This window comes from Ralstonia psammae (assembly GCF_958405935.1).
Lineage (GTDB): Bacteria > Pseudomonadota > Gammaproteobacteria > Burkholderiales > Burkholderiaceae > Ralstonia > Ralstonia psammae.
On the sequence record NZ_CATZBU010000001.1, the window covers coordinates 652,446 to 677,395 of the forward strand.

Genomic DNA, 24,950 nt, shown 5'->3' on the forward strand with positions numbered 1-24,950 from the left:
AAGATAACACGGGATCGCCATGCGCATCCGCATCATTACTGACGATTTCACCAGCGCGCTGGACGGAACAGCTTGCTTTGCCGAGCGGGGCTGGAACACCGCAGTCCTCGTCCGACCCGACGGCTGCGATAGTGCGGAGGTCGTCAGCCTTGACACCGATTCGCGCGAATCACCTCTTTCGAGCGACCACGACGGCGTCACGCGCGCAGCAACGGCATGGCGCGATGCCGAGGTGCTGACGCTGCAATTCGACTCGACGCTGCGGGGTCGCGTGGCACATGACTGCGTGCGCGCGCTTGCCGCTTCCGGCAGGCGCAAGCTTCTGCTCGCGCCCGCCTTCCCCTCCGCTGGACGCACGCTCGAAGCAGGACGGGTGCTGGTGGACGGCGTGCCCGTCCACGAAACCGCATTCGGGCGTGACCCCACGCTGCCGGTGCGCGAGTCCAGCATCCCCGTGCTGTTCCAGGCGCACGGCGTCAACGTACAGATCGCAAATGACGCAGCGCATGCTCGGGCGCTGCTGGACGTGCATGACGCTGTGGTCGTGGATGCACGTACTGAAGCGGAACTGGATGCGATCGTTGCTCGATTCGCGGGAGCACCTGATGTGCTCCTCGCCGGTTCAACAGGCTTGCTGCGCGGGCTTGCCCGCGTCCTCCCCAACTCGCGATGGACACCGGCCGATCGCCGCAACAGCGGCAGCTCTGCAGGAGCGTCAGATGTGCCGTCGGCACGCCATCCGTGGCTCGTCGTCGGAAGCATGAATCCGCGGTCACGCAGGCAACTCGCCGTCGCGCGAACAGCGTGCAAAGTCCACGTGCTTACAACTAGCGAAGCCCGTCTGCCTATCGGCACTCCGCCACAGGCTGCATTGCGTGAGCTGGTACAGCAAGTTGCGGATGGCATTACCAGCGGTCAATGCGACGGGCTCGTCGTAACCGGCGGCGAGACCGCGCGCCGCATTATCGATGCGTTGCCGGCCGTATCGTTGCACGTGTGCCGCGAGGTCATGCCTGGGGTGCCCCTAGCCGTGGTCCAAACCGCTGACCGCACATTCCCCATGATCACAAAGGCAGGGGGCTTCGGAGACGACGAAGCCCTGCTGACCTGCATCCACTTACTGGCCGGGACAAAGTCATGAAGCAGAAACTGATCGCCGTCACGATGGGCGATGCGGCCGGCATCGGGCCGGAAATCATCGTCAAGACGTTTGCCAATGCGGCGCTCTGCGTTGAGCAGCCCTCATTCGTGATCGGCGATGCAGGTGTGTTACGCCGACAGGCCGCCGCACTTGACGTCCAACTCACCATACGCGAGGTCAATTCGGTAGCAGAGGTCGCACCAGAGCCCGGCGTGCTGGAAGTCTTGCAGGTGCCTGGCGCGGCCGCACTGCCAGAGGACCTTGCCGTTGGCGCTGTCAGTGCCGCTGCAGGAGAGGCCGCGTTCAATGCAATCCGTATGGCCATCGAGCTCGCGGTCGGGGGCGACATCGCAGGCATCTGTACGGCCCCAATTCACAAGGAAGCACTTGGGGCGGCACACGTGCCGTATCCCGGACACACCGAAATGCTGGCGGACCTGTCGGGCACCCGCGATTACGCAATGATGCTCGTCAATCCGACGCTGCGCACGATTCTCGTGACGGTCCACTGCTCAATGCTGGACGCCATCGCAAAACTCTCGGTCGAGAGTGAACTACGCATCATCCGCCTCGCACACCGAGCCATGCGCGATCTCGGTATCGAACGCCCACGCGTGGCGGTCGCCGGATTGAATCCGCATGCGGGCGAAGGCGGCCTGTTCGGCCGCGAAGACCTCGACATCATCGCCCCCGCGATCCGGCTCGCGCAAGCCGAAGGCATTGATGCCAGCGGGCCGTGGCCCGGCGACACCGTATTCATGAACGCCAGCCGTGGGCGCTTCGACATCGTGGTTGCGCAGTATCACGACCAGGGTCTGATTCCCGTCAAGCTTGCAGGTGTCGAGGACGGCGTGAACATCACTGTCGGTCTGCCCTTCGTGCGCACGAGCCCAGACCATGGCACCGCTTTCGATATAGCAGGAAAGGGCATTGCCGACCCGGCCAGCCTGCAACTTGCCTTGCGCACCGCTCACCAGTTCGTTCGCCCGCAAGCGGGCCACACTTTTTCTACCGGAGCCTGATGTGTCCCACTTCATCCTGATGCTGACCGAAAACGACGCTACCGTCAGCGACGCGATTGCCACTTACGACAACCTGCGCGACAGCCCCCTACACTACGTCGGCTTCAAGGACGTCGGCTTGCCCATCACCGCGCTGAAGGAACTCGCGCAGCGAATCCGCGCGGATGGCCGCAAAGTCATGCTGGAAGTCGTCGCAACCAGCCGCGCGGCGGAGCTGGAATCGATCACTGCCGCACTCGAGATCGGCGTGGACTACCTGCTGGGTGGGCGGCACGTCGAAGACGGGCTGTCGCTGCTGCGCGGGTCGGCAATTCAGTACTTTCCGTTCGCCGGCCACACGGTTGGCCATCCCACTGTGCTCCAGGGCACGATGGACGAGATCGTCGAGGACGCTCGCCGCATTGCATCAATGCCCGGCGTACACGGCCTGGACCTGCTCGCATATCGCTTTGCTGGTGAAGGCGATCCGGCCGAACTGACCAAGCGTGTTGTTCAGGCGGTCGGCGTACCGGTCATTGCCGCAGGCAGTATCGACCGCGAAGCCCGCGTGAAGGCCATGATCCAAGCAAACACGTGGGGTTTCACTGTGGGCAGCGCACTGTTCCAGGAAGCGTTTGTCGATCGCCGTCTGTCAGCCCAGATCAATACGATCTTCAATATCGAAGGTGTGACTGCGTGATGCCGATGTGTCGGTCAAGCATCGACCATCGGTTGCCCGGCAGATACGGGGCGGACTCATCACGCAACGTCACGTACCTACGCTAAACGCCCTCGCCCATCCGCCGGTGGCTGAAGCCATGCCGGCGGACGTTGCCGGTAAGCAAGCAGCACATCAGCTTTCGGCTGATTTCAATCAGCCGCGACCCTGCATTTCGTTCTCCTCGAGGTTGTGTGTCTCCATGCCCGGGCGACATCCCGGCCAGCACGCACCCTGAAATCAGAGCCTCCACAAAAAGGGGCCACGCTTTCCAGTTGTATTCCACAACTATTAAGGGCCACAAAATGAGAATCACGCAGTGTGCAATTGCATCGACGCTGCTTTGCGCCGCCGGGAGCAGCCTGGCGCAGAGCTCCGTCACGCTTTATGGGGTCATCGACACTTCCATTCGTTACACGACCAACCAGCCTAGCGCGAACGGGCCAAGGAGCCAGATCGCGCTGAGCGACGGCGCCTTCAATGGACCGCGATGGGGCCTGCGCGGCGCAGAAGACCTCGGCTCCGGAAACAAGGCCATCTTCACGCTCGAAAGCGGCTTCGCCAGCGATACGGGCAAGAGCGGTCAACAAGGTCAGTTGTTCGGCCGGCAGGCCTGGGTCGGCCTTTCCAACAGCACCTTGGGCACCCTCAAGCTCGGGCGGCAATATGGCGCGACCTACTCGTTCGTCAGCGATGTCGACCCGATCGGCGTGGGCAACTATTCCGAAGACAGCTGGGAGAGCGGACTGACCGGTCTACGCTATGACAACACGCTGGACTACTCGAACCAGTGGGGTGGCTTCAAGGTGAATGGGCAATACTCGCTTGGGGAGCAAGCGGGCAACGCGAGTCGCGGCCGGACGATGCAGTTGGCGGCAACGTACGACGTTGGCGGTCTGAAGATCGGTGGCGCTGGCCAACAGTCTCGTGACGCGAACGGCAATGACCTGGTGCTCTGGACAGCCGGTGCGAAGTATACGTTCGGCAGCATCACGCTGCACGGTTACTACATCGACTCGCGCCGTGATGCGGGCTTTGCCATCGGTGCGGGCGGAACCTCAACGCCGCTTGCCAACACCAGCATTGGCAGCAATGCCAATACCGTCTTGGGTGCCAACACGCAAACGTCGCGTCGCCACGATCGGCTCGGTGCGGTGGGCGTGACGTATCAGGCAACACCTGCGATGCGGTTCATCGCCACGTACATGCGTGACAACGTTGAGGGCGTGGCGCAGGGCAATTCGGGCATCGTGCAGACGGGTTACCTGGTGGCGATGTACAGCTTGTCCAAACGCACGGATGTGTATGTTGAGGCGGACTACAGCCGGCTGAGCGCTGCGTCCATTACCGATCCGAACAGTCCTCTGGGAACGTTTGGCGGGGCAAACAACCGGACAGGTGTAGGAGTGGGGATGCGCACGCGCTTCTGACAGCCACGCATCGGCATGATCGTTGCGCCGCCCTCTCGCACAAAGGCCGAGAGGGCGGCGCTTCCTTTTTGTATTCGCAGGCAAGCGGATGCGGTGCTCTGCTCCAATTGAGAAGATGCCTGGCTCCATCGGTTTATTTCCGATGGAACCATGTTGGTGACGCAATCAGAACGATGCAGTCGCCTTGATAGCGCGCTCGACATCTGCGCTGCTCACATCGAGGTGTGTGACCCAGCGGATGCGGCGCATGGCGCCTTCTTCACCACGATAGACACCGCTTTTCACCTTGATGTCGCTCGCTTCAAGATGAGCAAAAAAGTCGTCAGCGATAGTCGGATCGATGTCGGTGAACAGGATATTGGTTTGCGCCGGATGCGCCCTGAAGCGGCCGCGCAATCGAGCATTGCCCTCTGCAGCTTCGGCCAGCCCGCGCGACAGCATGGCCGCATTGGCATGGTCGTCGGCCAAGCGATGCACGTGGTGCTGCAGCGCGTGCAAGCCAGCCGCGGCGAGCAATCCGGCCTGACGCATGGAGCCGCCCAGCATCTTGCGAACGCGCGTCGCCTGGCGGACGAAATCGTGCGAGCCCAGCAGCAGCGATCCCACCGGCGCACCGAGTCCCTTTGAGAGGCACAGCGATACCGAGTCGAAACCTTCGCAGAGTTCACGCGCACGCTGCAGCGGATCGCCGCCATCGGCGAGCGCCACCGCGGCGTTGCAGAGACGTGCCCCATCGATGTGCGAACGCAATCCGTGACGCTTCGCCAAGGCAGCGACGTCGTGCATGTACTGCATGGGCAGTACTCTGCCGCCAAACGTGTTTTCAACCACGACGAGGCGCGTGCGAGCGAAATGCGGGTCGTCAGGCTTGATGGCGGCTTCGATGTCGTGCAGGGCGATGGTGCCGTCGGGCTGGTGCTCCAGTGGCTGCGGCTGAATGGAGCCGAGCACCGCCATACCGCCGGCTTCCCAGCGATTGGTATGCCACTGCTGGCCTACGATGGCTTCGTCGCCGCGTTGGCAATGCGTCATCATCGCGATCAGGTTAGTTTGCGTGCCGCTGGGCGCGAACAGTGCCGCTTCGAAGCCAAGCATCGCAGCAGCAGTTTCCTGTAGGAGGTTGACAGTCGGATCCTCCCCTACTACGTCGTCACCGAGCGGCGCTTCCATCATTGCCTGCTTCATAGCAGGAGTGGGCAGGGTGACGGTGTCACTGCGAAAATCGCTCATGGGTTCCTCAACAGTCAATCGTGAACTTGCCTCTCATCGGCGAAGGAACGACGGGTCGCCAGCCCCCCCGCACATCCTGCCGCTAACTGGAGGCGTCAACGGTGAGGGAGAAAGCTCACCGTTGGGTACCTTTATTGCGGAATGACGCCTGCGCTCAATGCGCAAGCATCGCTTAGAAATCGGCGACCTTTCCCCAAGCGGATTTACCGAATCTGGAGGGCTGATACGGCCGCGGGTCGACGATCGGATTCGCACCGGTGGCAAGATCGGCAACCAAGTGACCCGCGCCAGGACCGATGCCAAAACCGTGACCGGAGAATCCGGCTGCCAAAATCAAGCCCGGGATACCGGGGACTTCACCAATGCCTGGAACACCATCGGGCGTGCTATCGACGAAACCGGCCCAGGCATGAGTGACCTTCGCATCGCGGAGCTGGGGTAGCAGCTTGACAGCGCGCCGGTGCGTTTCCCGGATCGTGGCCGGATCGGGCTTCGGATCAAGAATCCGCACCTGCTCCATGGGTGTCGGCGCATCAAGCCGCCATCGCTTCAGCGTCTCATGCCCGCCGCGGACGCCTTCCAGCCCACCGGGCAGGAGGCTCCGCCACCGCTTGGCAAACATCGGCACGAACTGGGGTGCAAACCGCAAAAACTGCGGCGTCACGTCCACGCGCGCGCGGCCGCTGATGGCGAGGGCATAGCGGCCATCGTTCCTGCGTGTAACGGATATCCCCGCTGTAAACAGCGCGTCCGGCAAGGGATCGTCCACAGGAGATACGCTCAGGATGGACTGGCGAATCGATGCCTGAGGGAAACGGACACCGAGTTGCCGGCAGAACGCCGACGCCCAGGCGCCACCTGCAAGCACAACGGTTTTGGTCTTGATGACCCCCGCTTCCGTAACCACCCCGCTAACGTGCCCGCCCTGCAGTTCGATGCCACGGGCCGCACACTGCTGATTGACGCTGCCGCCGAGCTTCATAAGTGCCGTTGCCACAGCGGGCGCAGCCTTCCCCGGGTCGGCTGTTCCGTCGGTAGGCGAGAAGACCCCGCCTTTCCAGGACTTGCCGGTCGCTCGACCCCTTTCAGCAGCCTGCCGGCCGTCGAGCATGTATGTTGTCACGCCTGCGGTCTTTGCAAACTCACCCCAACTCGCCCAACGTGCCAACTCTTCGTCATCGTTGCTGAGATACAGGAGCCCGCAGCGATGAAACCCGGCGTCTTCGCCAGACTCGATGGAGAACTGTTCCCACAGATCAAGGCTCTTGCTTGCCAGAGGCAACTCGCGAGCATCGCGGTTTTGTTGCCGGCACCAGCCCCAGTTGCGACTCGACTGCTCGGCGCCGATGCGTCCCTTTTCGACCAAGGCGACTGAGACTCCTCGCTTGGCCATGTAGTAGGCAGCAAATACGCCGATGATGCCCCCGCCGATCACGACCACATCTGCGGCTGTCGGCAGCGTAGGGGAAGACTCTATGAAGAGCAGCGGAGGGGACATGATTATGCTCGCTCGATTAAGGCCTGGACGTTCTGTGTCACGTAGAACTTGGCCACGCGATCGCTGCTTTCCCACCCGATCGCTGCACCTTGCGGCACGAACAGCGCGTCGCCAGCGCTCAGCGACAGAACGCTGCCGTCAGGCGAGGCGAACCGCACACCACCGGCAAGAAGTTGCATGAACTCGTTCTGACGATGTGGACGAATGATCCGATGGTACGGCGTCGAATCCCACGTACCCGCACGGTACTCCATACCCTCATCGGTGAAGACGTTGTCGCTGCGGCATTGCGGCGCCGGACCGAGAAGCACCTCCGCTGGTAGTGACGATGACGGCTTGAAATCCGCATCGACGCGAAGCGGAAAAAGACCCGGCAGCGCTGGCCCCTTGCTGGCGGCCGCACAGAATACGAACTGCGCAGGCGACTGCGCCTTGACGCGCAGCGCCGTACCTGCGCCGATGACCGCCCCGCCTTGCGGACCGAGTACCAGCGAGGTACCACCAGCCACTTCAAGCGTCAGCTCCCCCTCTACGACAACAATCGTTTCAATGTGAGGAAAGCTATGTACATCCAGCTCGCCCACAAAGCTGATACGGCCAGCGGCCATCGAATCGGCACCGCTCCACGCGATTTCGCGCTGCTGCGCGAAAGGGTCATTTTCGCCAAAGGCTGCCTTGCTGAAGGACGTGGAAAAAGGCTCGCCTCCGGCACGGTGCAGCACGATTGCTCTGGTCATGTTGTTCCTCCTATGTGGTGTATTGGTTTTGCAAATACCCCGCTGGGACCTGCCGGAAACGCAGGCCCCTTCACGGGCAAATGTGACACCGAGCGCCTGGGCTCCAGTGCATGGCAGTCCAGTCGCGAACGGACGTTTTCCTTCGCTATTCCTCGCGCAGTCCTTGGTGCCCCGGCGTGCCGAAGTAACGCTGCGCCAGAGCAACCCAATACAGCACACCGGCAGGAATGATGTCGTCGTTGAAGTCGTATTGCGGGTGGTGTAGGCCCGGCGCAGCGCATCCCCTCGAGGCGTTGCCGATCAGCACGTATGTGCCCGGTCGCTCCTCGAGCATGAAACCGAAGTCTTCGGACGTCATGTTGGGCGGCACGTCGCGGTGCAGGCGTGCCCCGCCAAACGTCTCGCGTATGACCGCCTCGCAAAGCGCCGTCTCGTCCGGCGTATTAATGGTGGCGGGGTAGTACTGGAAGAATGTGACTTCGACCTGCGCGCCATAGGCAGCGGCCAGCCCATTGCACATCTGCTCGATGTCACTTTGCAGCCGTTGCAGCAAGTCCGACGACAGCGTGCGGATCGTGCCCCGCAACTCGGCGCGGCTGGGTATGACGTTGTCCGTGTCGCCCGCGTTGAACATGCAGACCGAGATGACGGCCGGATCTGCAGGATCCTTCTGCCGCGCAGCGATGGTCTGACATTGCAGCACCATGGAACACGCCAGCGGTATCGGGTCGAGGCCCAGGTGCGGCTGTGCGGCGTGGGCGCCCTTGCCCGTGACGGTGATCCTGAATCGCGAGCCAGCGGCCATGATGGGGCCCGTGCGCAATCCGAATTGCCCGGCCGGCAAGCCAGGCCAATTGTGCATGCCGAAGACCGCTTCCGTCGGGCATCGCTCAAACAGCCCATCGTCGATCATCTTCCGCGCGCCTGCGCCGCCTTCTTCTCCGGGCTGAAACACAAAATGAACCGTGCCGGGCAGTTGTGGCATTTCCTTCAGGATACGAGCCGCCCCCAGCAACATCACGGTATGGCCGTCATGCCCGCAGGCATGCATGACACCTTCCTGGACGGATGCATGAGCAAAGGCATTGGCCTCGCGAATGGGCAACGCATCCAGATCTGCCCGCAGGACGATTCCTCGCTCCGGTGTAGCGCCCGGCAGGCTCGCTACCACGCCCGTGCCACCCAGGCCCCGCACAACCTTATAGCCGATATCCTCAAGCTCACGCGCGACGACATCCGCCGTTCGGTGCTCTTCAAAGCGCAGCTCGGGATGGGCATGCAGGTCGCGTCGCAGTTTCGCCCAGTGCGAATGATGCTGTCGTAGTAACGGCTCAAGGGTTGTAGGGGTTTCCAATCTCAACACCTGTGTCATGCAAGCTGCTTCACGTCTGCGCCGTCACAGCGTCAGGCGTGGCCGCTGTTCTAATCGTAGAAGCCGAGGATCGACTTGACTTCCATGTACTCTTCCATGCCCTCGACGCCATACTCGCGGCCGTTGCCCGATTGCTTGTAGCCGCCGAACGGCGCCTGCGGATCCCACGCCGGATAGTTCAGATGCACCTGCCCCGACCGGATGCGCGCGGCTACTGCACGCATCACCTCCTTGTCCGTGCCTTGCACATGCGCACCCAGTCCGTAGACCGTGTCGTTCGCAATGGTGATGGCTTCTTCGACCGTGTCGTAAGGAAGGATGGCAAGAACGGGCCCAAAGATCTCCTGCTGGGCGATCGTCATATCGGTGCGAACTTCGGAGAAGATCGTCGGTCGCGCATAGAAGCCCGCGCCGAATCCCGATGGCCTGCCCGGGCCGCCCGTGAGTAGCTTTGCCTGCTCGTCGATGCCCGCTTCGATCATGTGCTGCACCCGGTCAAACTGGGCACGATTGGCGAGCGGACCATGCGTCGTGGTTTGGGTGAACGGGTCTCCGACAACCATCTGCTCCGTTGCTGCAACGGCCAGCGCCTCCACCTCGTGCAAGGCCGCGCGCGGCACGATCATGCGGGTCGGCGCACTGCAAGACTGACCCATGTTCCGGAACGCCCCGGCCACGCCCATTGAGACGGCACGCGGCAGATCGGCATCAGGCAGCACAATATTGGGTGATTTGCCGCCCAACTCCTGCGCCACTCGCTTGACGGTCGGCGCGGCGGCCTGTGCGACCAGCACGCCAGCGCGCGTCGAACCTGTGATCGACACCATGTCGACTTCAGGGTGCGAAGCGAGTGATGCGCCGACTTCCGCGCCGCTGCCACTCACGAGGTTAAAAACGCCGGCAGGAATGCCAGCATCCGCGATGACCTCTGCGAAAAGCAAGGCGCTCAGTGGCGACAGCTCACTCGGCTTCAGGACGACGGTACAGCCGGCGGCCAATGCTGGGCCGACCTTCGCCGTGATCTGATAGATCGGCCAGTTCCAGGGCGTAATAAGTCCGCACACGCCAATGGGTTCGCGCGTGATCGCTGTGGTTCCGCGCTGGGTCCGGAACGGATAACTCGCGAGGTTGTCGCGCGCCACCCTGATATGTTCCGCCGCCAACGGCACGTGCGCGGCGCGCGCGTAGCTGATCGGTGCACCCATTTCCGCTGCGAGCGCTGTGGCGAACAGTTCGGCCCGCTCCAGCAGCAAGGCATGAACGTTGTTCAGTAGCGCTGCGCGCGCCTGCGGCGAGGTCGCCGACCACGTCTGGAACGCGATGCGGGCGGCGTGCACCGCCCGATCGACATCATGCGCGTTGCCGAGCGGAATCTCGCAGAGCGCCGTTTCGGTAGACGGCGAGATGACAGCAATTCGATCACTGCCCTGAGGCACAACCCATTTGCCGCCAATAAAGAACCGATCCAACCTTCCGGCTTGCGCCAGGTGACGTACAGGTGAACTCATCTCAGTGTGTCCATAAGTCGGTACCACGTGCCAACGAACGGCAAAAACCACGGCTTGCCAAAGTGGCCAGGGATGGCAGGCCACTCAAAGTCCTTCCATGGATTCAGATCGGCATGTCCTTCCATGATTTCAGCCATCAGCGTGCCCATCAGCGTGGCCATGTGGGTGCCGTGACCGCTATATCCCATCGAGTAGTACACGCCTTCCCGCTGACCAGCGCGCGGCAGCCGGTTGGCCGTCATATCGACCATGCCGCCCCAGCAGTAGTCGATGCGCACACGGGCCAGTTCGGGAAACACCGTGGCCATCTGCTGGCGCAGGATCAGACCGCTCTTCTCGTCCGACGTCGGATTGGATGTTGCGAACCGCGCGCGGCCACCAAACAGCAGCCGATGGTCGGGCGTGACACGAAAGAAGTTGACGAAATTCTTGGTGTCGGTCGCCATGCGCCGGGCCGGCATCAACCGGGCCAGTTGGTCATACGGCAGAGGCTCCGTGACGATGATGAAAGCGCCGACAGGCACGATCCGGCGTCGAATCCAACCGAATGGCCCGACTTGAGAAACCCCGCTGGCCAGCAATACCTGTTGCGCGCGAATTTGCCCGCGCGGGGTGCGCACCACGTATGCGTTGCCTGACGTCTTTTCTAAAGCCAGGACCGGCGTATGCTCGAGAACGTGTGCCCCGCGCGCTTGCGCGGCGTTGGCAAGACCTCGCACGTAGCGACCGACATGCATTCCGGCACTCTTCTCGAAAATCAGTCCGCCGTGATAACGGTCTGAGCCGATCTCATCTCGAAGCTCGGCCTTCGTCACAATGCGTGTGTCGGGGTCAACGCTCGCCGCCAGCAACGCCTGGCTTCGTGCGAGCTTGTCGAAGTGCTCTGGCTTGGCGGCGAGCTTGATCTTTCCGTGGCGGGCGAAATCGCAATCAATCGACTCCTCCCTGACCAGACGCTCGACCGTGTCGACACCCGCGTCGAACGCCACATACAACCGGTTGGCTAGCTCCGTGCCAATACGCTGCGACAGCGAAGCGTAGTCCTGCGCGAAGCCGTTGTTGCACATGCCACCATTGCGCCCTGATGCGGCCTGTCCTACGGTTCCCGCCTCGCACACAACGACGCGTGCGCCTTTTTTACTGAGCGCCAGTGCGGCCGCCGTGCCTGTGATACCGCCACCGACCACAACCACATCGCAGTTCCCGCTTGGTAGCTCAGTGGAATGGCTAACGAACGACTCCGACGTATCAAGCCAGTAAGAACGGAGATGCATCACAAGCCTCGAGCACGCAAGCGGAAAGAACTCGTCGTAATAACCGGCAGCCGTGTCCCGCAACGATTCATTGGACCCAGCCTAAAACATAGCTTGACTGATAACCGCGTAATACCGGCCAGCCCGATCGGGTAGGCCACTAGTTGCATCGGCAGGGGCGTTGCGGACCATCTTTGGAACAACATCGACTCGGTGCAATCCTTGTTCGCTGAGCCAGCCCCCAAAAGTAGCTCCGGAAGGGACGTCGATACGAATGAATTCCCCGGCTTGTCCCGCAAGCCAATGACTGATCAGTGCCATGGCGCGAACGTCTTCATTCGAATGCGGCGCGACCACGGGGCCAATGACGTAACCCCGGCCAAAGCGGCGGAGCACCGAGAATCCAATAATCTCGCCACCACGTTCGAGTACTACGCTGTCCCCAAGCTTGAACAAGGCGCACAAAATCGCACGGCGCTCCAGGCCGGAGGCGCGTGAAGCCATGTCGGCAAGGTGGGGGAAGTCCTCAGGCGTTGCCAGCCGAATCCGCTCACCGTCGGGCAAAACGACAGGCGTCGCATTGACGACGGTCCCCTGATACTGCTCCAGCGAACCGCACTCGGTGAAACCCAACTTTTCGTAGAGTGGTCGGCCCGCCTGTGTCGCATGCAAAAAAATTTCTCGTGATCCCAACTCTCCGATGAGCATCTCCACCAACTTGCGGCCAATGCCTCTGCCATGGTGGTTTGGGGACACGATGACGTTGCCGATAGACGCGCGGTCCGTTCCGAACTTCCAGCACAACGCTGTACCAACGACAACACCACCTTCTTCCGCGACGACGCCCGTCGCGCAGTCTACGGAAAATTGCCAATCTTCCGGCCTATGTGCCCAGCCGAACGCCTTTGAAAGCGCATGGGCTGCAGGTATATCGGACCGTGCGAACACTCGATATCGAAGAGTCGTCGCGGAAGAAGGTGCCCTTACAAAGCATTCCTGTTTCATTGAGCCTACCCATGTTATGCCTCGCCAGTCAGCGCAGCCGCTATACGCGGGGCGTGGATCGAGCCAGAATTTCTATGCCAATGCGATGGCTTCGACCTCTACTTGCAGACCGAAGTGGAGTGCCGGAACTGGCACGACTGCGCGAGCGGGCCTGGTATCGCCGGCCCAGCGTGCGTAGATCTCGTTGAAGGTCGCCCATTGCCCAATATCGACGATATAGACACGGACTTGGACGAGCTTCGTTACATCGCTGCCGGCACCTGAGAGTGCAGCCGCCAAATTTGACAGCACCTGCTCAACCTGGACCTCAAACGGCTTGTCCGTGAGCTTTGTACCCGCTGCGTCGATCGGCAGTTGGCCCGACACGAACACCAGCCCATTGGCAATCGAAACATGGCTGTAGTGGCCGCCGGGAGATGCCATTCCGGAAGGATTTACTGTCCGACGCGCTTGAGCGCCAGTGTCTTGCTGATCCATGGAAACCCTTGATGTAGAGGGACCGTCGCCAAATTGCGTCGGCAAGCCTGAGAACCGTCCAATTGCAGTCCCCCGCCAAGCCGCCCCCGGGGGCCTTGGATATCGAGCGCTGCTGCCGAGCTCATGCGCCAAACTATAGAAAAATTTCTTTTTGTCGTGTTTAATATCCAATGAATACTTCATTAATGAGGACTTAATGCTGCAGCTGGAAGATATGCAGTTGCTTCGCGCATTGGGGGTGTCACAGTCACTCGCTGCGGCCGCGAGGTTGCTGGACCTGACGCCGCCCGCGGTCACAGTGCGCCTTCAGCGGATCGAAGAACGCATGGGATTGCGCCTCGCCACGCGGGCCGCGAGAGGCATTTCGCTAACGGATGAAGGCCAGCGTCTTGTTCAGGAGGCGATCGATATCCTAGAGAGGATCGAATCCATTCCGTCACGCGTGTCCGGAGAGTCCAGCGGCGTCAGTGGCCATTTGCGCGTCGTGGCACCGTTCGGATTCGGTCGCGAATATATAGGGCCGCTCGTCCGTGACTTGCACCGCTCGCATCCCAACCTCGCGATCTCCCTGATCCTGGTCGAAAGCCCGCTTGCAGCAGCGTCCGGTGCCGATGCCGTCGTATCCATCGGGCACGTCAAAGGGTCATCCTGGGTGGGACACTTCCTGGCCCCCAACGACCGTATTCTTTGTGCGAGCCCTGCGCTGGCGCGCAGTCTGTCGAAGCTCAAGCATCCATCGGAACTGACGCGGCACGACTACCTGACGTTGCGGGAGAACGACGAAGACGTGACCCGTCTGCGTTTCACTCAACACGACGCGGCTGGCAAACGCCTAAGCAAAGCGGTAACGGTTCGATTGAACAGCGCGCTGTCGTCGAACGACGGCACTGTAGTGAGGGACTGGGCGGTCAACGGGCTCGGCGTCGTAGCGCGATCGGAGTGGGATTGCGCACGGCTCATTGCGGAGGGAAAACTGGTCAAGGTGCTACCGGCGTGGCACTTGGAACCCGCGCCCGTTATGGCGCTGACGCCTACACGCCAAGGGCTAACGATCCGTCAACGCGTATTTCTTGAAGCCGCGAAACAGGCCTTCAGTCCTGCACCTTGGCGCCGTTGAGCCAAGTCTGCGCCAGAGTGCGCAAGCATATCTATTCATGCCTCGGATGTCGGTATAGCAGTTCCCTAGAGCGGAGACCGGGTGCCATACTGCACATGTCTATGCTTCAATGCCTAACAGCGCCCACGAATCCCGAGAACTCAGCAATTGAACGCCGGCGTTATAAAGACGCGCGGCCGCGCCATAGGAGCCCTGCAATGATCAACTTTGCCGTCTTGCCTTATTTTTTGCTAACGGTGGCACTGGTTGTCGCCATACCTGGGCCCAATACCATCTATGTGTCGACGGCAAGCGCCAACCAGGGCTTCAAGTTTGGTCTTGCGTCGTGCTTCGGCATCATGCTGGGAACACTCGTTCATGTGTCCTTTGCCGCAGTAGGCATCACCGCGCTGCTGATGGCGTCACCAACCCTCTTAGGCGTGACCAAATTGCTCGGGGCCTCTTACCTCGTCTATTTGGGGGTCAAGTCGATCACCAAAACGGTCACCGATACCGATGCCGTTCGTCAAACCTCTCTCGGCCTGGGCGAATCCATCAAGAAGGGGTTCCTCGTCAATTTGCTGAACCCAAAGACTGCCCTTTTCATCGCCGCTTTCCTGCCCCAGTTTGTTGATCCGGGCTCTCGAAACATCCCCCTTCAAATCTTCTCTCTGGGCGTCATCCTGATCGTGATTGGCGGCCTCAGCGACATCCTTTACGCCGCAGCGGCCAGCAAGATTGGAAAGATGGTCGCCAACTCTCGCAGGACGCGCAGCGCTGGAAAGTACGTGACGGGGGCCATCTACATTGGGTTAGGCATCGTGGCCGCCACAACTTCGAACGGATCAACGAAGTAGCAACGACGGGAGCGGGGCATGTGCTACTCCGCTCAGATCGAGGCCGACTATCGACGGTTCGTACACGAGTACCGCGCCATCATGTCGATTGACGACTTCACACGGATAGAGATTGCGTTCTTCGCCAACCCAACGGTGCGCGCCCCGAAGGCAATGACCGTGCATTTCCTCAAATCGCCCGAGACCGACGAAGAAAAGAAAATCGCCGGGGTCACCTGAACTCGTGACCCTTACAATCGGCCGCCCCTCCGTGCCTTGCTGTTGGGGGGTGCGGCAGAAATCTTGGACTGGTTAAGCAAAGATTCCCAGGCTCCTGCGGTATTCGACTGGCTCAGAGAGCCCAGTGAAATCTTGATCCGCTTTTCGTTGTAACAGCGGATATATCTGGTCGACCGGAACGGTTACCCCATCTCAACACGTCACGCACGTTCAGGAGCACAAAAGCAATCGAGGTCACCCCATTGGTGACCTCGATTCGTCGAACTTAGAACTGCCACGCGCGACGTAGCACACGTTCCAGTAATTCCGCCTCTCGCTCCGATGCTCTCTTTCGCTCCCGGTCAGCGGCGCTTGGCAAATGCAGAATGTCTGCAGTCCTTACGGCGTTCGGCAGATGCTGACCGGCAGAGTGTTGCCCAAGAGCCCCAACCGTAACAGGCTCTTGAGGTGGTCCGAAATTGAGCGGCAGTTGCTTATCTCGATCCATGTTAACCCCGCAAGTGCTCACTTATCTTCGTCTGAGCCATCATTCTGGCCGGCGCTAGCGCCGACAGCAGGAGTGGCCTGTGGCTGGCGGGATTGTAGACTACGGACCGCCAAAGCCTCAAGCGTTGGAATCGCCTCGAGGGTGATGGCGGTTACAGGATACGCCGCTCGCACCCTCATCTTTCCGCTAACTGGGTCCTTTCGCCCTCCATCATGCGTGGAGAAAAATTTCAGAAAGCGAGAAGGCGCTACGCCATCGAAGGGCAAGATCCGGACTTTTGTGCTGTCGCCTTCACGCTCCGTGATCGCGTCGGCATGCAACTTGGTCGCCAAGCTCTTTCGATATGGTTCGAGGAAGTACACCTCTGTAATTCCGGCCGCGACAATATGGCGCGCACATGAGTGGCATGGGTAAGTGGTCACAAACAGCTTGCCGCCACGCACTTGTGAACCATGTACTGCGCCCGCGTTGAGCAATGCGTGCATCTCGGCATGGACCGCCCTCGAAAATTCGATCAGCCCACGCAGTTGGCTGTCCCGGCGAATTATTTTGAAGGCGTCTTCTCGCTTGGCGTCATCGATGATCCCGCCGACGACCATGCGATCCACCACGGCACTCGCGATGAGGTCCTTCTCCTCATCATTGAAGCAGTGACCTCCGTCTATGTTCCAGCATCGGTGATCTCCATCAACAGAGTCAGCAACATCTTGGGCTTCGTAGAGGCCGCCAAACGGGCGAGGAACATCGTTCCAACCCACAGACAAGACTTCTCCTTTCTCGCCGATGAGCGCTGCTCCCACTTGGCGAGATAGGCATGCTGAGTTGCGCGCCGCAGAGTACGCCGCGTACATCGCACGCTCATTTGGTGTGGGCGTTGCAATACGTGTTCCAAGCATTAAATCAAGGAAGCGCTTGACCCTGGCGTGCAACTGCGAGTCTGTACCTGCGTCGGCACGAAGGAAGAAATCGGATTGAGGAAACGTGTCTCCCACTTGCTGCCCATAGTCGACCTCCTCTCCAGAATCACGATCGATTAATTGGTGGACGTGATCCCCCCTGTTGGTACGTTTCGACAACTTCTCGATACGCATCTCAATAGGTGTGTAGACACCAATAACATGCAGCATGTCGCCATACACCGATCGCAGAAGTCGAAGTTCGTCAACGTTCTTGATGGAATCGATGATGTGGCAACTCGGGATGGAGAAAATGGGCCTCAGATCCTCATCGGAGTCGGTTTCGTCGAAAAGACTAGCTTGCTCCTTACTGTGGTCTACGTTCAGACCTTCGCGCGCGATAGTGATCTGGTTGATTGCGATCCGAGCAAGGTATGCATTGCCATGCTTCTTTCGCAACTCATTCCCTGCTTCGATTAGTTGCCTTGTTGAGCAGTTCTGGTTTTCAAGGCCAGCGAGTTCTCTGATCTCGTCGCTGAGGCGGATGATAGAGACATGCTCGTAGTTGTAATCCGTACCTTTGAGTAGCTTCTCGAATGTTTTTGCCACCTCATGCAGCGGCGTACCCATTGGCCCACACAGAGCAATCACAATCTCGGCGGTGCGAGATTTGTCTATCGCATTCTGGTCATCAAATGCTCCTGTGTTGCGAGGTGCCCTTTTCGACGTAAGCTCAACCAGGTTCGATTTCGACATGCCCCCCCCTTTAGGACTGATTTTTGAGGTTAAGCATAGCCTGAATCTGCTCGCCCTAGCGTGTGGTGATGGGGCGCCGCCGCGCAAGCCATTGCACCACTAGGCATGGGAACAGACTCACCCCCTCAGAAATTCAGAACAAGCCCCGCATCAAATTCGAGATTTTCAGCACCCCTTCCTTTGGGGGCATAACCTCTCGGGTTGCAGACGACCCGACATTCCCCCACGGTGTAGTCAAAACTGTCATGCATATGACCATGGATCCATAGGTTCGCTAGCTGGACAACGCTTTCCATACGACTGGCGTACGCTGGCGTGAGAGGGTCATCCTGGTACTGGGGCGCTACGCTTTGCCTTGATGGCGCGTGGTGAGTGATAACAACGCGCTTACGCTGCGCAGGAGCCATCAGTTCATTGTTCAACCACTGTCGCGCAGCGATATGCATCTGAATCGTGTCCCTCGGCTGGAGCTTTCGGAACACGCCACGCGCCTCAAAGCGGATCGAACCCGTGAAGTCACTCATGCCCCTCGCGGCATAGCCCTCTGCCGAAAGTACGCTCTGTTCTGTGCCACGGTACAGCGCGAAATCTGTCCAAAGTGTCGCACCTAGAAACTCCACATCCCCGATCGTAATCTTGTCCATGTCGAGCAGATGAACGTTCGGCGTCGCCGCGCATGCCACACGCAGGTCGCGAAGCACTCGACTGTGCTCGCCTTTGTAGAACTCATGGTTGCCGGGCACATAGATGACGGGAAGGCCTTTGCTCTGAGCTTCGATCCACGGGATGCCCCGGGTACCGAGGTGAATATCGCCAGCAAGCACGATGACATCGACACCAGTGGTGTCGATGTTGAGCAACGAGAACTCAAGATGGAGGTCACTCAGGATCAGGAGGTTCATTGTTGACGACTCCTAGTTCCCTGCATTAGATCGGCTGCCCGCTACGAAACCGATCGATTGTGCCCCGACACGCTTTGGCATCATCGGCACGGCGATGAGCTTGCCTGACGCCATCGCTGTAGCGAACGCATCTTGTACCAAACGATGTGTCTTGCGAAGATCAAGATCACTCCGTTCGGCAAGGGCATCAGCAGCGTGGATATCCAACTCGATGCGACGGCCCGTTGCGCGTTGCAACCGCTGAGCCTCGGCCAGAATGATCTGCAGCCTTTGTTCGGGGTCAGGCGCGCGGATATCGAACACCTCCACTCGACTTAGGAGAGCGGGCGGCACGGCGTCGACATCATTGGCTGTTAGGACACAGATGATCCGGCTCGCGTCAAACGGCATGCGTAGAAACGCGTCCTGGAACGCGCACGCCGTTTCAGTATCCAGCAAATCGAGTAGCACCGGAGTGACCGGGTAGCGGCCATCATCGCCAATCTTGTCCACCTCATCCAGGACGAGAACGGGTGTCGCAGAGCTTCCTTTTGCCAGCATGTCGAAGATCATCCCTGGCCGAGCGCTCCGCCAAGCGCTGTCGCCGCCGGTCAGTTGGAAATTGGCCTGCGCGCTTCCAGCCGACCACTTCTGCATGGGCACCCCCAAGATCTCGGCCAACTGCAACGCGAACTGGGTCTTGCCAACTCCAGGCTCACCCGTCAGCAGAATCGGTCGAACACGAAAGTCTTTCGCCCGCATGGCAGCGGCAAGCGTCAGATCAATCGTTAACTTCTGGATTGGCTCACGCAGATTGCCCAGCGAGCTGTGGGCTTCTTTGAGCTTCTTCAGGGCTGGGTGGATGCGAGGCAGTTCACGGTATCCATCGTTGGCAGCAGCCTGCTCCAACAATGCCTTTGCGTGCTTCTGCTGATAGCGGTCAGCCGTTTGCAGGTTTGCGCTGGCTTGCTCGAGCGCCTCCTGTGCAAAGACGTGAATATGCCTGCCCCTGGTCCGGCGGCGCGCCGGCACTACTTCTGTCGCCGCGACTGTAGGTGGTTGTGGCGAGCGGGATTCGGGCTCATCCTCCTTGACCTCAGCAAGATCCACTTTGGCTTGTTCGGCAGCATCAAGGACCGTGTACGTGGTCGACGGGACGAGTAGCGCCCACGATGCCGGGCTGCGCAGTACGGCAAGCTCCCTCAAGGGAACAAATCCGGGCGGGTACTCCGGTGACTTTCGGGGAACGTTCAAGATGTTTCTCCATACGCGAACTGGCGGCGTGTCGCCGCAGATGTCTAGCCGGCTCTATGCCGGGACAAATAGGGGCTGGGGATCAGCCTGCTATTCGCGTGCTGGTTCGCTCACGATGAGCGAACGCGCGGCTGCCGAAACCGACCGCTAGGATTGATTGGTGACGGTGGATACGCTGGGCAGCCATGGAGAATTGCGTGCGAGATGGAATCTGCGTTGCTATGTTCTTCAACCATACAACATCAACCGGGTTGGGTCTATTGAAAAATCATGGCAACCGACTAGGCAACCTTTTCCAAACTAGAAATCAACAATCCCGAGAAAATCCGGACTTTAATGATGAATAGATATCAAAAATGATACAAAAAAATATAAGCACCTTTTTTTTGCATATTTAATCCGATCGGGATACGCTTTTAGAAAGTGAGAAGCGAGCTCTCTGCGCACAAGGCGCCATCAGAAATAGACGTGTCGAGTCAACTCGACGATGCAGCTTGGACACATGGCGACTACTGCTGAGCGAGTTGCCTCTCAGGGTCGAGGATTGCCGTTAGACGTAAGACCCTGCGACAACCGCCGTAGCCAAGTAGAACTAGCCTGATCAAGCAATGAAAAAACGTCGCAACATCACGACTATCGATGTAGAGCGATGGCGGGACGCTGGGCTTGGCACGGGAACAGGCCCCGGCTATCGACCGTGGCTCACGATCCGAGACGTGCCATCCAGCGGCCGCAAGAGTCGACCGTGGGGTTTCACCACCAGCCGCCTCCATCATCTACTGTCTGACATCGAACTCCATTTCTTCCTTTACGCCGATTTCGCCGAGGAGGTGCTGGACATACGCGAACAGTTCCCACTGTTCCCGCAAGAAAAAACCGCGGGTCTCGCAGAAATGCTTGGCATACGACATCCCCAGTACCCCGGCACTTCAACGCTAACGGTTATCACGACCGACTTTCTTCTGACCCTTCGAGGGCCTTCGGGAAAAATCGAGCACCGCGCATACAGCATCAAATCGTCAAGTGAGCTTCAGAGCAGGAAACGAAAACGCGTCCTCGAAAAACTGCGACTCGAACAGGAGTACTGGCTTTCTCGCGGAATACCGTGGACCTTGGTTACCGAACGTGAGTTTGATCGCGTTCGGATCATGAATCTCGAATGGCTAAGCTACCTTGCGTATCCCGAACCGGTATGCCTTACACCCCTCATCCCCCGATTCTTACGGTTCGTACAGCATCGCTGGATGAAAGATATCCCGCTGCAGGTGTTGCTTGAGGCAACAGCGAACGAACTGCGGCTCACCCGGCATGACGCCGACCGACTGTTTCGTCACTGCGTTTGGCAACATCTCATCGAGATCGATATGACCGCAGACATCGGACCACGTCATCCCGTCATCGTGCGTCATGTGCGCCACTTTGCCTCGGAGATAGATGATGGCGACACCACAAAGCTTAGCGCTTAACCAAGTCTTAGTTTCAACCCCAAGCATTGGCTCTCCTACGTTCACGCATCCTCAAAGAATACTCTGGCTGGATGCACCGGCCGATCTCATCGTCATGATCGGCATCGAACCGAAGCTCAAGCAGCCTCGCGCATTCTGTTACGGCAAGATCAAAGAGGCCTTGGATTCAGGGCTGTTGGCTATTGTGCAGATGCGGCCACGCCCATTTGCATTGAGAGACCTAGACGCCATCCCCGCCAGGTATGTCGAGATGCGAGACCGGTTATGGTCGATCATCGCTCCGTTGGTCGATGAGCAATACATCCCAGACATTTTTGACGACGAAGCTCGTGGTCGCATTATCAGCCTGCGGGCAAGGCAACTTGGCATTGCCGCAAAATCGGTACGGCGACCACTCTATCGCTACTGGGCGCACGGGAACAGCAAGGCTGCACTCATCCCTTTCTATGATCTCTGCGGACCACAGGGAACGCGACAAGAACGCAAGCAGAAAGCAGGATCTGCAAAACGTGGACGGCGCCCCGATCGATTGCTGTCAACCGACGATGCAAGCCTTCTCGGTGTTGCCGTGGCCGATGTCCGGGAACGGATTGTCGCCGGCATTACTCAGTTCTATAAGGGGGGTACATCGCGCATGAAAGCGTGGCGCGACACCAAAACGAAGTACTTCAGTGCCGGCTACGTTCAACAAGGCAGTATCTCTGTACCAATCGAACCCGCTCCTCATCAAGCGCCATCGTATCGGCAGTTCAACCGCGTTATTGAAGAGCTGAATCTGGACCTATCTATCGCCAAACGCAATGTTGACACGTCCACCTGGAATCTCCGCATGCGTGGTGTGATGGGTTCATCGCGGCGGCACGTTTTCGGACCGTGTGCACGGTTTGAGATCGACGCCACTCTGATGGACATCTATCTCGTTTCTGTGTTCAACCGTGCCTGGATAATCGGCCGCCCTGTTCTATACGTCGTTGTTGATGTCTTCTCCGGAATGGTCGTCGGGTTCTATCTTGGCCTTGAGGGACCGAGCTGGGAAGGTGCCCGCCTAGCCCTCTTTAACGCGTTCACTGACAAGGTCACCTTCTGCAAGGACTTCGGTGTTGAGATCACGCAGGAAATGTGGCCCTGCCACCATCTGCCACGATATCTGTTGGGAGACAACGGAGAGCTGTGCGGCCTGGCAGCCGACGATCTTTCGGGCACCCTCGGCATTTGCCCGCAAAACGCCGCAGTGCAACGAGGCGACTGGAAGCCGAACGTCGAGCAACAGTTCCGCCTGACAAATCTTGAGCAAGTTAATTTTCTGCCAGGAGCCATCAATGCGAGGGAGAGGTTAAGAAGCGCGGATATGCAATGGATGCTTGCCTAAATCTTCCCGAACTCACTAGCATTCTGATTCGCCGATTTATCCGGTTCAATCACTCCAATTACAACGCCGGCCGTTTGCCGGAAGCAATGCTTGGCCAGAACCTCACTGACGCCACACCGACGGCAGTGTGGAACTGGGGGCTATCGAACCTGACTGGTGGCGCCAACATACGGAGTCGCCACGAGGTTTGGACAAATCTGCTACCCAAAGGAACCGCGTCGGTTCGGCCGAATGGACTTCGCTTCGAATCCCGACACTATACGAATGCTCGCTTGGAGCGCGAAGAGCAGTTCGCGCGCGTACGTATAAGGGGACGATACGGTCACGTGGAAGTTCGACACCTGCCGTACGCGCCATCGACGATCTGGATTCGAAATGAAGAAGAAGGAGAGTGGGAAGCTTGCTACCTCGTCGATCGCGAAGAGCAGTTCAAAATTGCTCGTATCGAAGAGCTTTGGGACCGAATCAAGTTGCTGAATGCTGCCTCGGAGCGCAAGGCAAATGACACGCGCTCACGGAATGCGCAATACAGCGCGGAATGCGAGGAGATTGTTTCGAACGCAAAACAGGAGGCCAGTGCGGCGCGTAAAGGCATGACAAAGTCCGAGGCCCTGCGCAACATTGGCGGGAACCGTGCCTTCGAAAAATCAGGACAGCGTATCGACAGGACGCGAGAGGAAATACTCTCACGGCAAACGGCGCTCGATGCTCGGCGAAAGCCGGCCAATGTGGTCCCCATCAAGAACGCCCGGCGCGGAGCCGATCCGCTGGACGACATTTGGACGGTGGAATCATGAGTCACCTTGCTGGCACCCTCGCGACTTACCGTGAACAGGCGATTGAGGAGTATCGCAACAACCCGCTGATCGCAGCACTTCCGGACATCTATTCGGAGCGGGATGCAACCGTTGCAATGCTTGTCCGTCCGAAATTTGACCCTGCTGAGCGGCAGCTTCCGGCAGAACAGCGCTGGCACCTGCTCGCACGCTTGAAGCACGTTGTGGTGCCGCGACCAAAGTACTATGAAATCGAGCGAACGGTATCGCGACTCATCCGGGCTGGGTACGTCATGCGTAACCCTTTGCAAGCGGATACTTGGCGCCGCGTTTACCACGCCAACACTCATACCGAAGGCCGTTCAAGAAAATCGAGTTCATCCGACCAACTCATGGCTGCTGACTCGAAGGCCACCATCGTCGGTCTTAGTGGAATTGGGAAGACCACTGCGATCGACGCAGTGCTACGCACTTACCCCGATCAAGTCGTCCGCCACGAGCTCTATCACGGATCGCGCCTTCCAATTACGCAGATCGTTTGGCTGAAAGTGACCTGCCCCGAGAATGGATCGATTTCAAGCTTCTGCAGAGAGTTCGCACGACAACTAGATCATGCGCTTGCTATAGATAAGTACGAACGCATGTACTCGCGCAGCAAGCTCACTCGTGATGAGCTTGAGGGCATGATGCGTCAGCACTCGGCAACCTATTTTTTGGGACTGCTTGTCATTGATGAAATCCAACGATTGGATCTCGCCAAAACACAAGGCGCTGCGCCGTTGCTTGATTTCATTCAGGACTTACGTGAGCAATTGAAGGTACCGACTGTCCTTGTCGGTACCTACAAGGCTATACGACTCTTTAAGCGCGAATTGAAAGATGCTCGCCGCGCGTCGGAAAGTGGTCTGATAGATATTGAGGCCCCAAGTTCGCATGACGATGCCGACTGGGTCAAGTTCGTCAGGCGCTTGTGGACGTATCAGTGGACGCAAAAACCAACGGAACTCGATGAAGAGTTGTTCTACACCTTCTACGATCTCACGCAAGGTATCACGGACATCCTAGTTATCTTGTTCAAGCTAGCGCAGCAACGCGCCATGCTCGACGGTTCAGAAACGCTGACGGTCGAATGCGTCCGTGCCACATACAACGAGCAGCTCGTGCTACTGCATCCGGCGATAGATGCGTTGCGTAGCAATACGGACGAGTCGCTGACAAAGTTTGAGGATCTCCTTCCACCCAGTCGTAGTGTGATCGAGCGTGCGACAGCCACTTCGCTAGCAGCGAATATCGATGCACGCCTTGACGAGTTGATGGGAGTACGGAGCCACGAGATGGCTACACCTATTTCGCCGGAAGATACCCGCAAGAGTGGAAAGCGACGCCCACAGCCAGAGCTTCATGAGAACGACCTTCGGAGCGCCGCACAGTCCGATGATGTATATGGGACCCTAAAGCGAGCCGGAGCTATCGCAGACATAACACTGTTTGGGGAAGCGCCTCCGTCTGCTGACCCGGAGTAG

The 24,950-nt window shown here is 59.1% G+C and carries 22 protein-coding genes; 11 read left to right on the forward strand and 11 right to left on the reverse strand.

All coding sequences use genetic code 11. The features are described 5' to 3' along the window. Positions 1-19 precede the first annotated feature (19 nt). The 4 genes from R2N16_RS03185 to R2N16_RS03200 all read left to right on the forward strand — a co-directional run bounded on the left by R2N16_RS03185 (position 20) and on the right by R2N16_RS03200 (position 4,290). Positions 20-1,141 carry a four-carbon acid sugar kinase family protein gene (locus tag R2N16_RS03185; RefSeq protein ID WP_102064281.1) on the forward strand — a complete coding sequence of 374 codons (1,122 nt, stop codon included), beginning with the start codon at positions 20-22 and terminating at the stop codon, positions 1,139-1,141. Between the two features lie 23 nt (positions 1,142-1,164). Further along, the gene (gene pdxA / locus R2N16_RS03190; RefSeq protein ID WP_316664129.1) at positions 1,165-2,163 is read left to right on the forward strand and encodes a 4-hydroxythreonine-4-phosphate dehydrogenase PdxA; all 999 of its coding nucleotides are present in this window, start codon (positions 1,165-1,167) and stop codon (positions 2,161-2,163) included. 1 nt (position 2,164) lies between these two features. Continuing rightward, entirely contained in the window at positions 2,165-2,842 is a 678-nt protein-coding gene (locus R2N16_RS03195; RefSeq protein WP_180815151.1) for a 4-hydroxythreonine-4-phosphate dehydrogenase, read from the forward strand. 323 nt (positions 2,843-3,165) lie between these two features. Continuing rightward, entirely contained in the window at positions 3,166-4,290 is a 1,125-nt protein-coding gene (locus R2N16_RS03200) for a porin (RefSeq protein ID WP_316664131.1), read from the forward strand. Between the two features lie 165 nt (positions 4,291-4,455). Here the strand turns inward: R2N16_RS03200 and ltaE are convergent, their stop codons facing one another. From ltaE to R2N16_RS03240, 8 genes are all read right to left on the reverse strand, one after another. After that, positions 4,456-5,520, reverse strand: a complete 1,065-nt coding sequence (ltaE, locus tag R2N16_RS03205) for a low-specificity L-threonine aldolase (RefSeq protein ID WP_102064279.1) — start codon at positions 5,518-5,520, stop codon at positions 4,456-4,458. 172 nt (positions 5,521-5,692) lie between these two features. Then, the gene (locus R2N16_RS03210) at positions 5,693-7,018 is read right to left on the reverse strand and encodes an NAD(P)/FAD-dependent oxidoreductase (RefSeq protein WP_102064278.1); all 1,326 of its coding nucleotides are present in this window, start codon (positions 7,016-7,018) and stop codon (positions 5,693-5,695) included. A gap of 2 nt (positions 7,019-7,020) precedes the next feature. Then, positions 7,021-7,755 carry a cupin domain-containing protein gene (locus R2N16_RS03215; protein ID WP_102064277.1) on the reverse strand — a complete coding sequence of 245 codons (735 nt, stop codon included), beginning with the start codon at positions 7,753-7,755 and terminating at the stop codon, positions 7,021-7,023. Between the two features lie 145 nt (positions 7,756-7,900). Next, a complete protein-coding gene (locus R2N16_RS03220) occupies positions 7,901-9,127 on the reverse strand; it encodes a M20 aminoacylase family protein (protein ID WP_102064276.1) in 1,227 nt (408 codons plus the stop codon). A gap of 50 nt (positions 9,128-9,177) precedes the next feature. Further along, positions 9,178-10,635, reverse strand: a complete 1,458-nt coding sequence (locus R2N16_RS03225) for an aldehyde dehydrogenase family protein (protein ID WP_102064275.1) — start codon at positions 10,633-10,635, stop codon at positions 9,178-9,180. Then, positions 10,632-11,909 (reverse strand): NAD(P)/FAD-dependent oxidoreductase, encoded by a 1,278-nt coding sequence (locus R2N16_RS03230; RefSeq protein WP_102065118.1) that lies wholly within the window; start codon positions 11,907-11,909, stop codon positions 10,632-10,634. Before R2N16_RS03230 ends, R2N16_RS03225 begins: the two co-directional genes overlap by 4 nt. Positions 11,910-11,990: 81 nt before the next feature. Next, positions 11,991-12,893, reverse strand: a complete 903-nt coding sequence (locus tag R2N16_RS03235; RefSeq protein ID WP_102064274.1) for a GNAT family N-acetyltransferase — start codon at positions 12,891-12,893, stop codon at positions 11,991-11,993. A 72-nt stretch (positions 12,894-12,965) separates the two neighbouring features. Next, entirely contained in the window at positions 12,966-13,370 is a 405-nt protein-coding gene (locus tag R2N16_RS03240) for a RidA family protein (RefSeq protein ID WP_027678548.1), read from the reverse strand. Positions 13,371-13,566: 196 nt separating this feature from the next. Between R2N16_RS03240 and R2N16_RS03245 the strand changes: the two genes are divergently transcribed. From R2N16_RS03245 to R2N16_RS03255, 3 genes are all read left to right on the forward strand, one after another. Continuing rightward, positions 13,567-14,487 carry a LysR substrate-binding domain-containing protein gene (locus R2N16_RS03245; RefSeq protein ID WP_102064273.1) on the forward strand — a complete coding sequence of 307 codons (921 nt, stop codon included), beginning with the start codon at positions 13,567-13,569 and terminating at the stop codon, positions 14,485-14,487. A gap of 197 nt (positions 14,488-14,684) precedes the next feature. Continuing rightward, positions 14,685-15,323, forward strand: coding sequence for a LysE family translocator (locus R2N16_RS03250; RefSeq protein WP_180815150.1), 639 nt, complete (start codon positions 14,685-14,687; stop codon positions 15,321-15,323). A gap of 18 nt (positions 15,324-15,341) precedes the next feature. Further along, complete coding sequence (locus R2N16_RS03255; RefSeq protein WP_257878095.1) at positions 15,342-15,542, forward strand: hypothetical protein; 201 nt, start codon at positions 15,342-15,344, stop codon at positions 15,540-15,542. A gap of 504 nt (positions 15,543-16,046) precedes the next feature. On the opposite strand, the gene R2N16_RS03260 is transcribed toward R2N16_RS03255, so the two are convergent. The 3 genes from R2N16_RS03260 to R2N16_RS03270 all read right to left on the reverse strand — a co-directional run bounded on the left by R2N16_RS03260 (position 16,047) and on the right by R2N16_RS03270 (position 19,816). Continuing rightward, entirely contained in the window at positions 16,047-17,681 is a 1,635-nt protein-coding gene (locus tag R2N16_RS03260) for an anti-phage dCTP deaminase (RefSeq protein ID WP_316664133.1), read from the reverse strand. Between the two features lie 125 nt (positions 17,682-17,806). Next, positions 17,807-18,583, reverse strand: coding sequence for a metallophosphoesterase (locus tag R2N16_RS03265; RefSeq protein ID WP_102064270.1), 777 nt, complete (start codon positions 18,581-18,583; stop codon positions 17,807-17,809). 12 nt (positions 18,584-18,595) lie between these two features. After that, positions 18,596-19,816, reverse strand: a complete 1,221-nt coding sequence (locus R2N16_RS03270) for an AAA family ATPase (RefSeq protein WP_102064269.1) — start codon at positions 19,814-19,816, stop codon at positions 18,596-18,598. 608 nt (positions 19,817-20,424) lie between these two features. On the opposite strand from R2N16_RS03270, the gene R2N16_RS03275 reads away from it, so the two are divergent. The 4 genes from R2N16_RS03275 (at position 20,425) to R2N16_RS03290 (ending at position 24,950) form a co-directional block, all read left to right on the forward strand. Continuing rightward, positions 20,425-21,282 (forward strand): TnsA endonuclease N-terminal domain-containing protein, encoded by an 858-nt coding sequence (locus tag R2N16_RS03275; protein WP_102064268.1) that lies wholly within the window; start codon positions 20,425-20,427, stop codon positions 21,280-21,282. A gap of 94 nt (positions 21,283-21,376) precedes the next feature. Beyond that, a complete protein-coding gene (locus R2N16_RS03280) occupies positions 21,377-22,651 on the forward strand; it encodes a hypothetical protein (protein WP_316664135.1) in 1,275 nt (424 codons plus the stop codon). Between the two features lie 86 nt (positions 22,652-22,737). Continuing rightward, on the forward strand, positions 22,738-23,448 hold the full coding sequence (locus R2N16_RS03285; protein ID WP_316664217.1) for a Mu transposase C-terminal domain-containing protein: 711 nt from the start codon (positions 22,738-22,740) through the stop codon (positions 23,446-23,448). Beyond that, complete coding sequence (locus R2N16_RS03290; RefSeq protein ID WP_102064266.1) at positions 23,445-24,950, forward strand: ATP-binding protein; 1,506 nt, start codon at positions 23,445-23,447, stop codon at positions 24,948-24,950. Before R2N16_RS03285 ends, R2N16_RS03290 begins: the two co-directional genes overlap by 4 nt.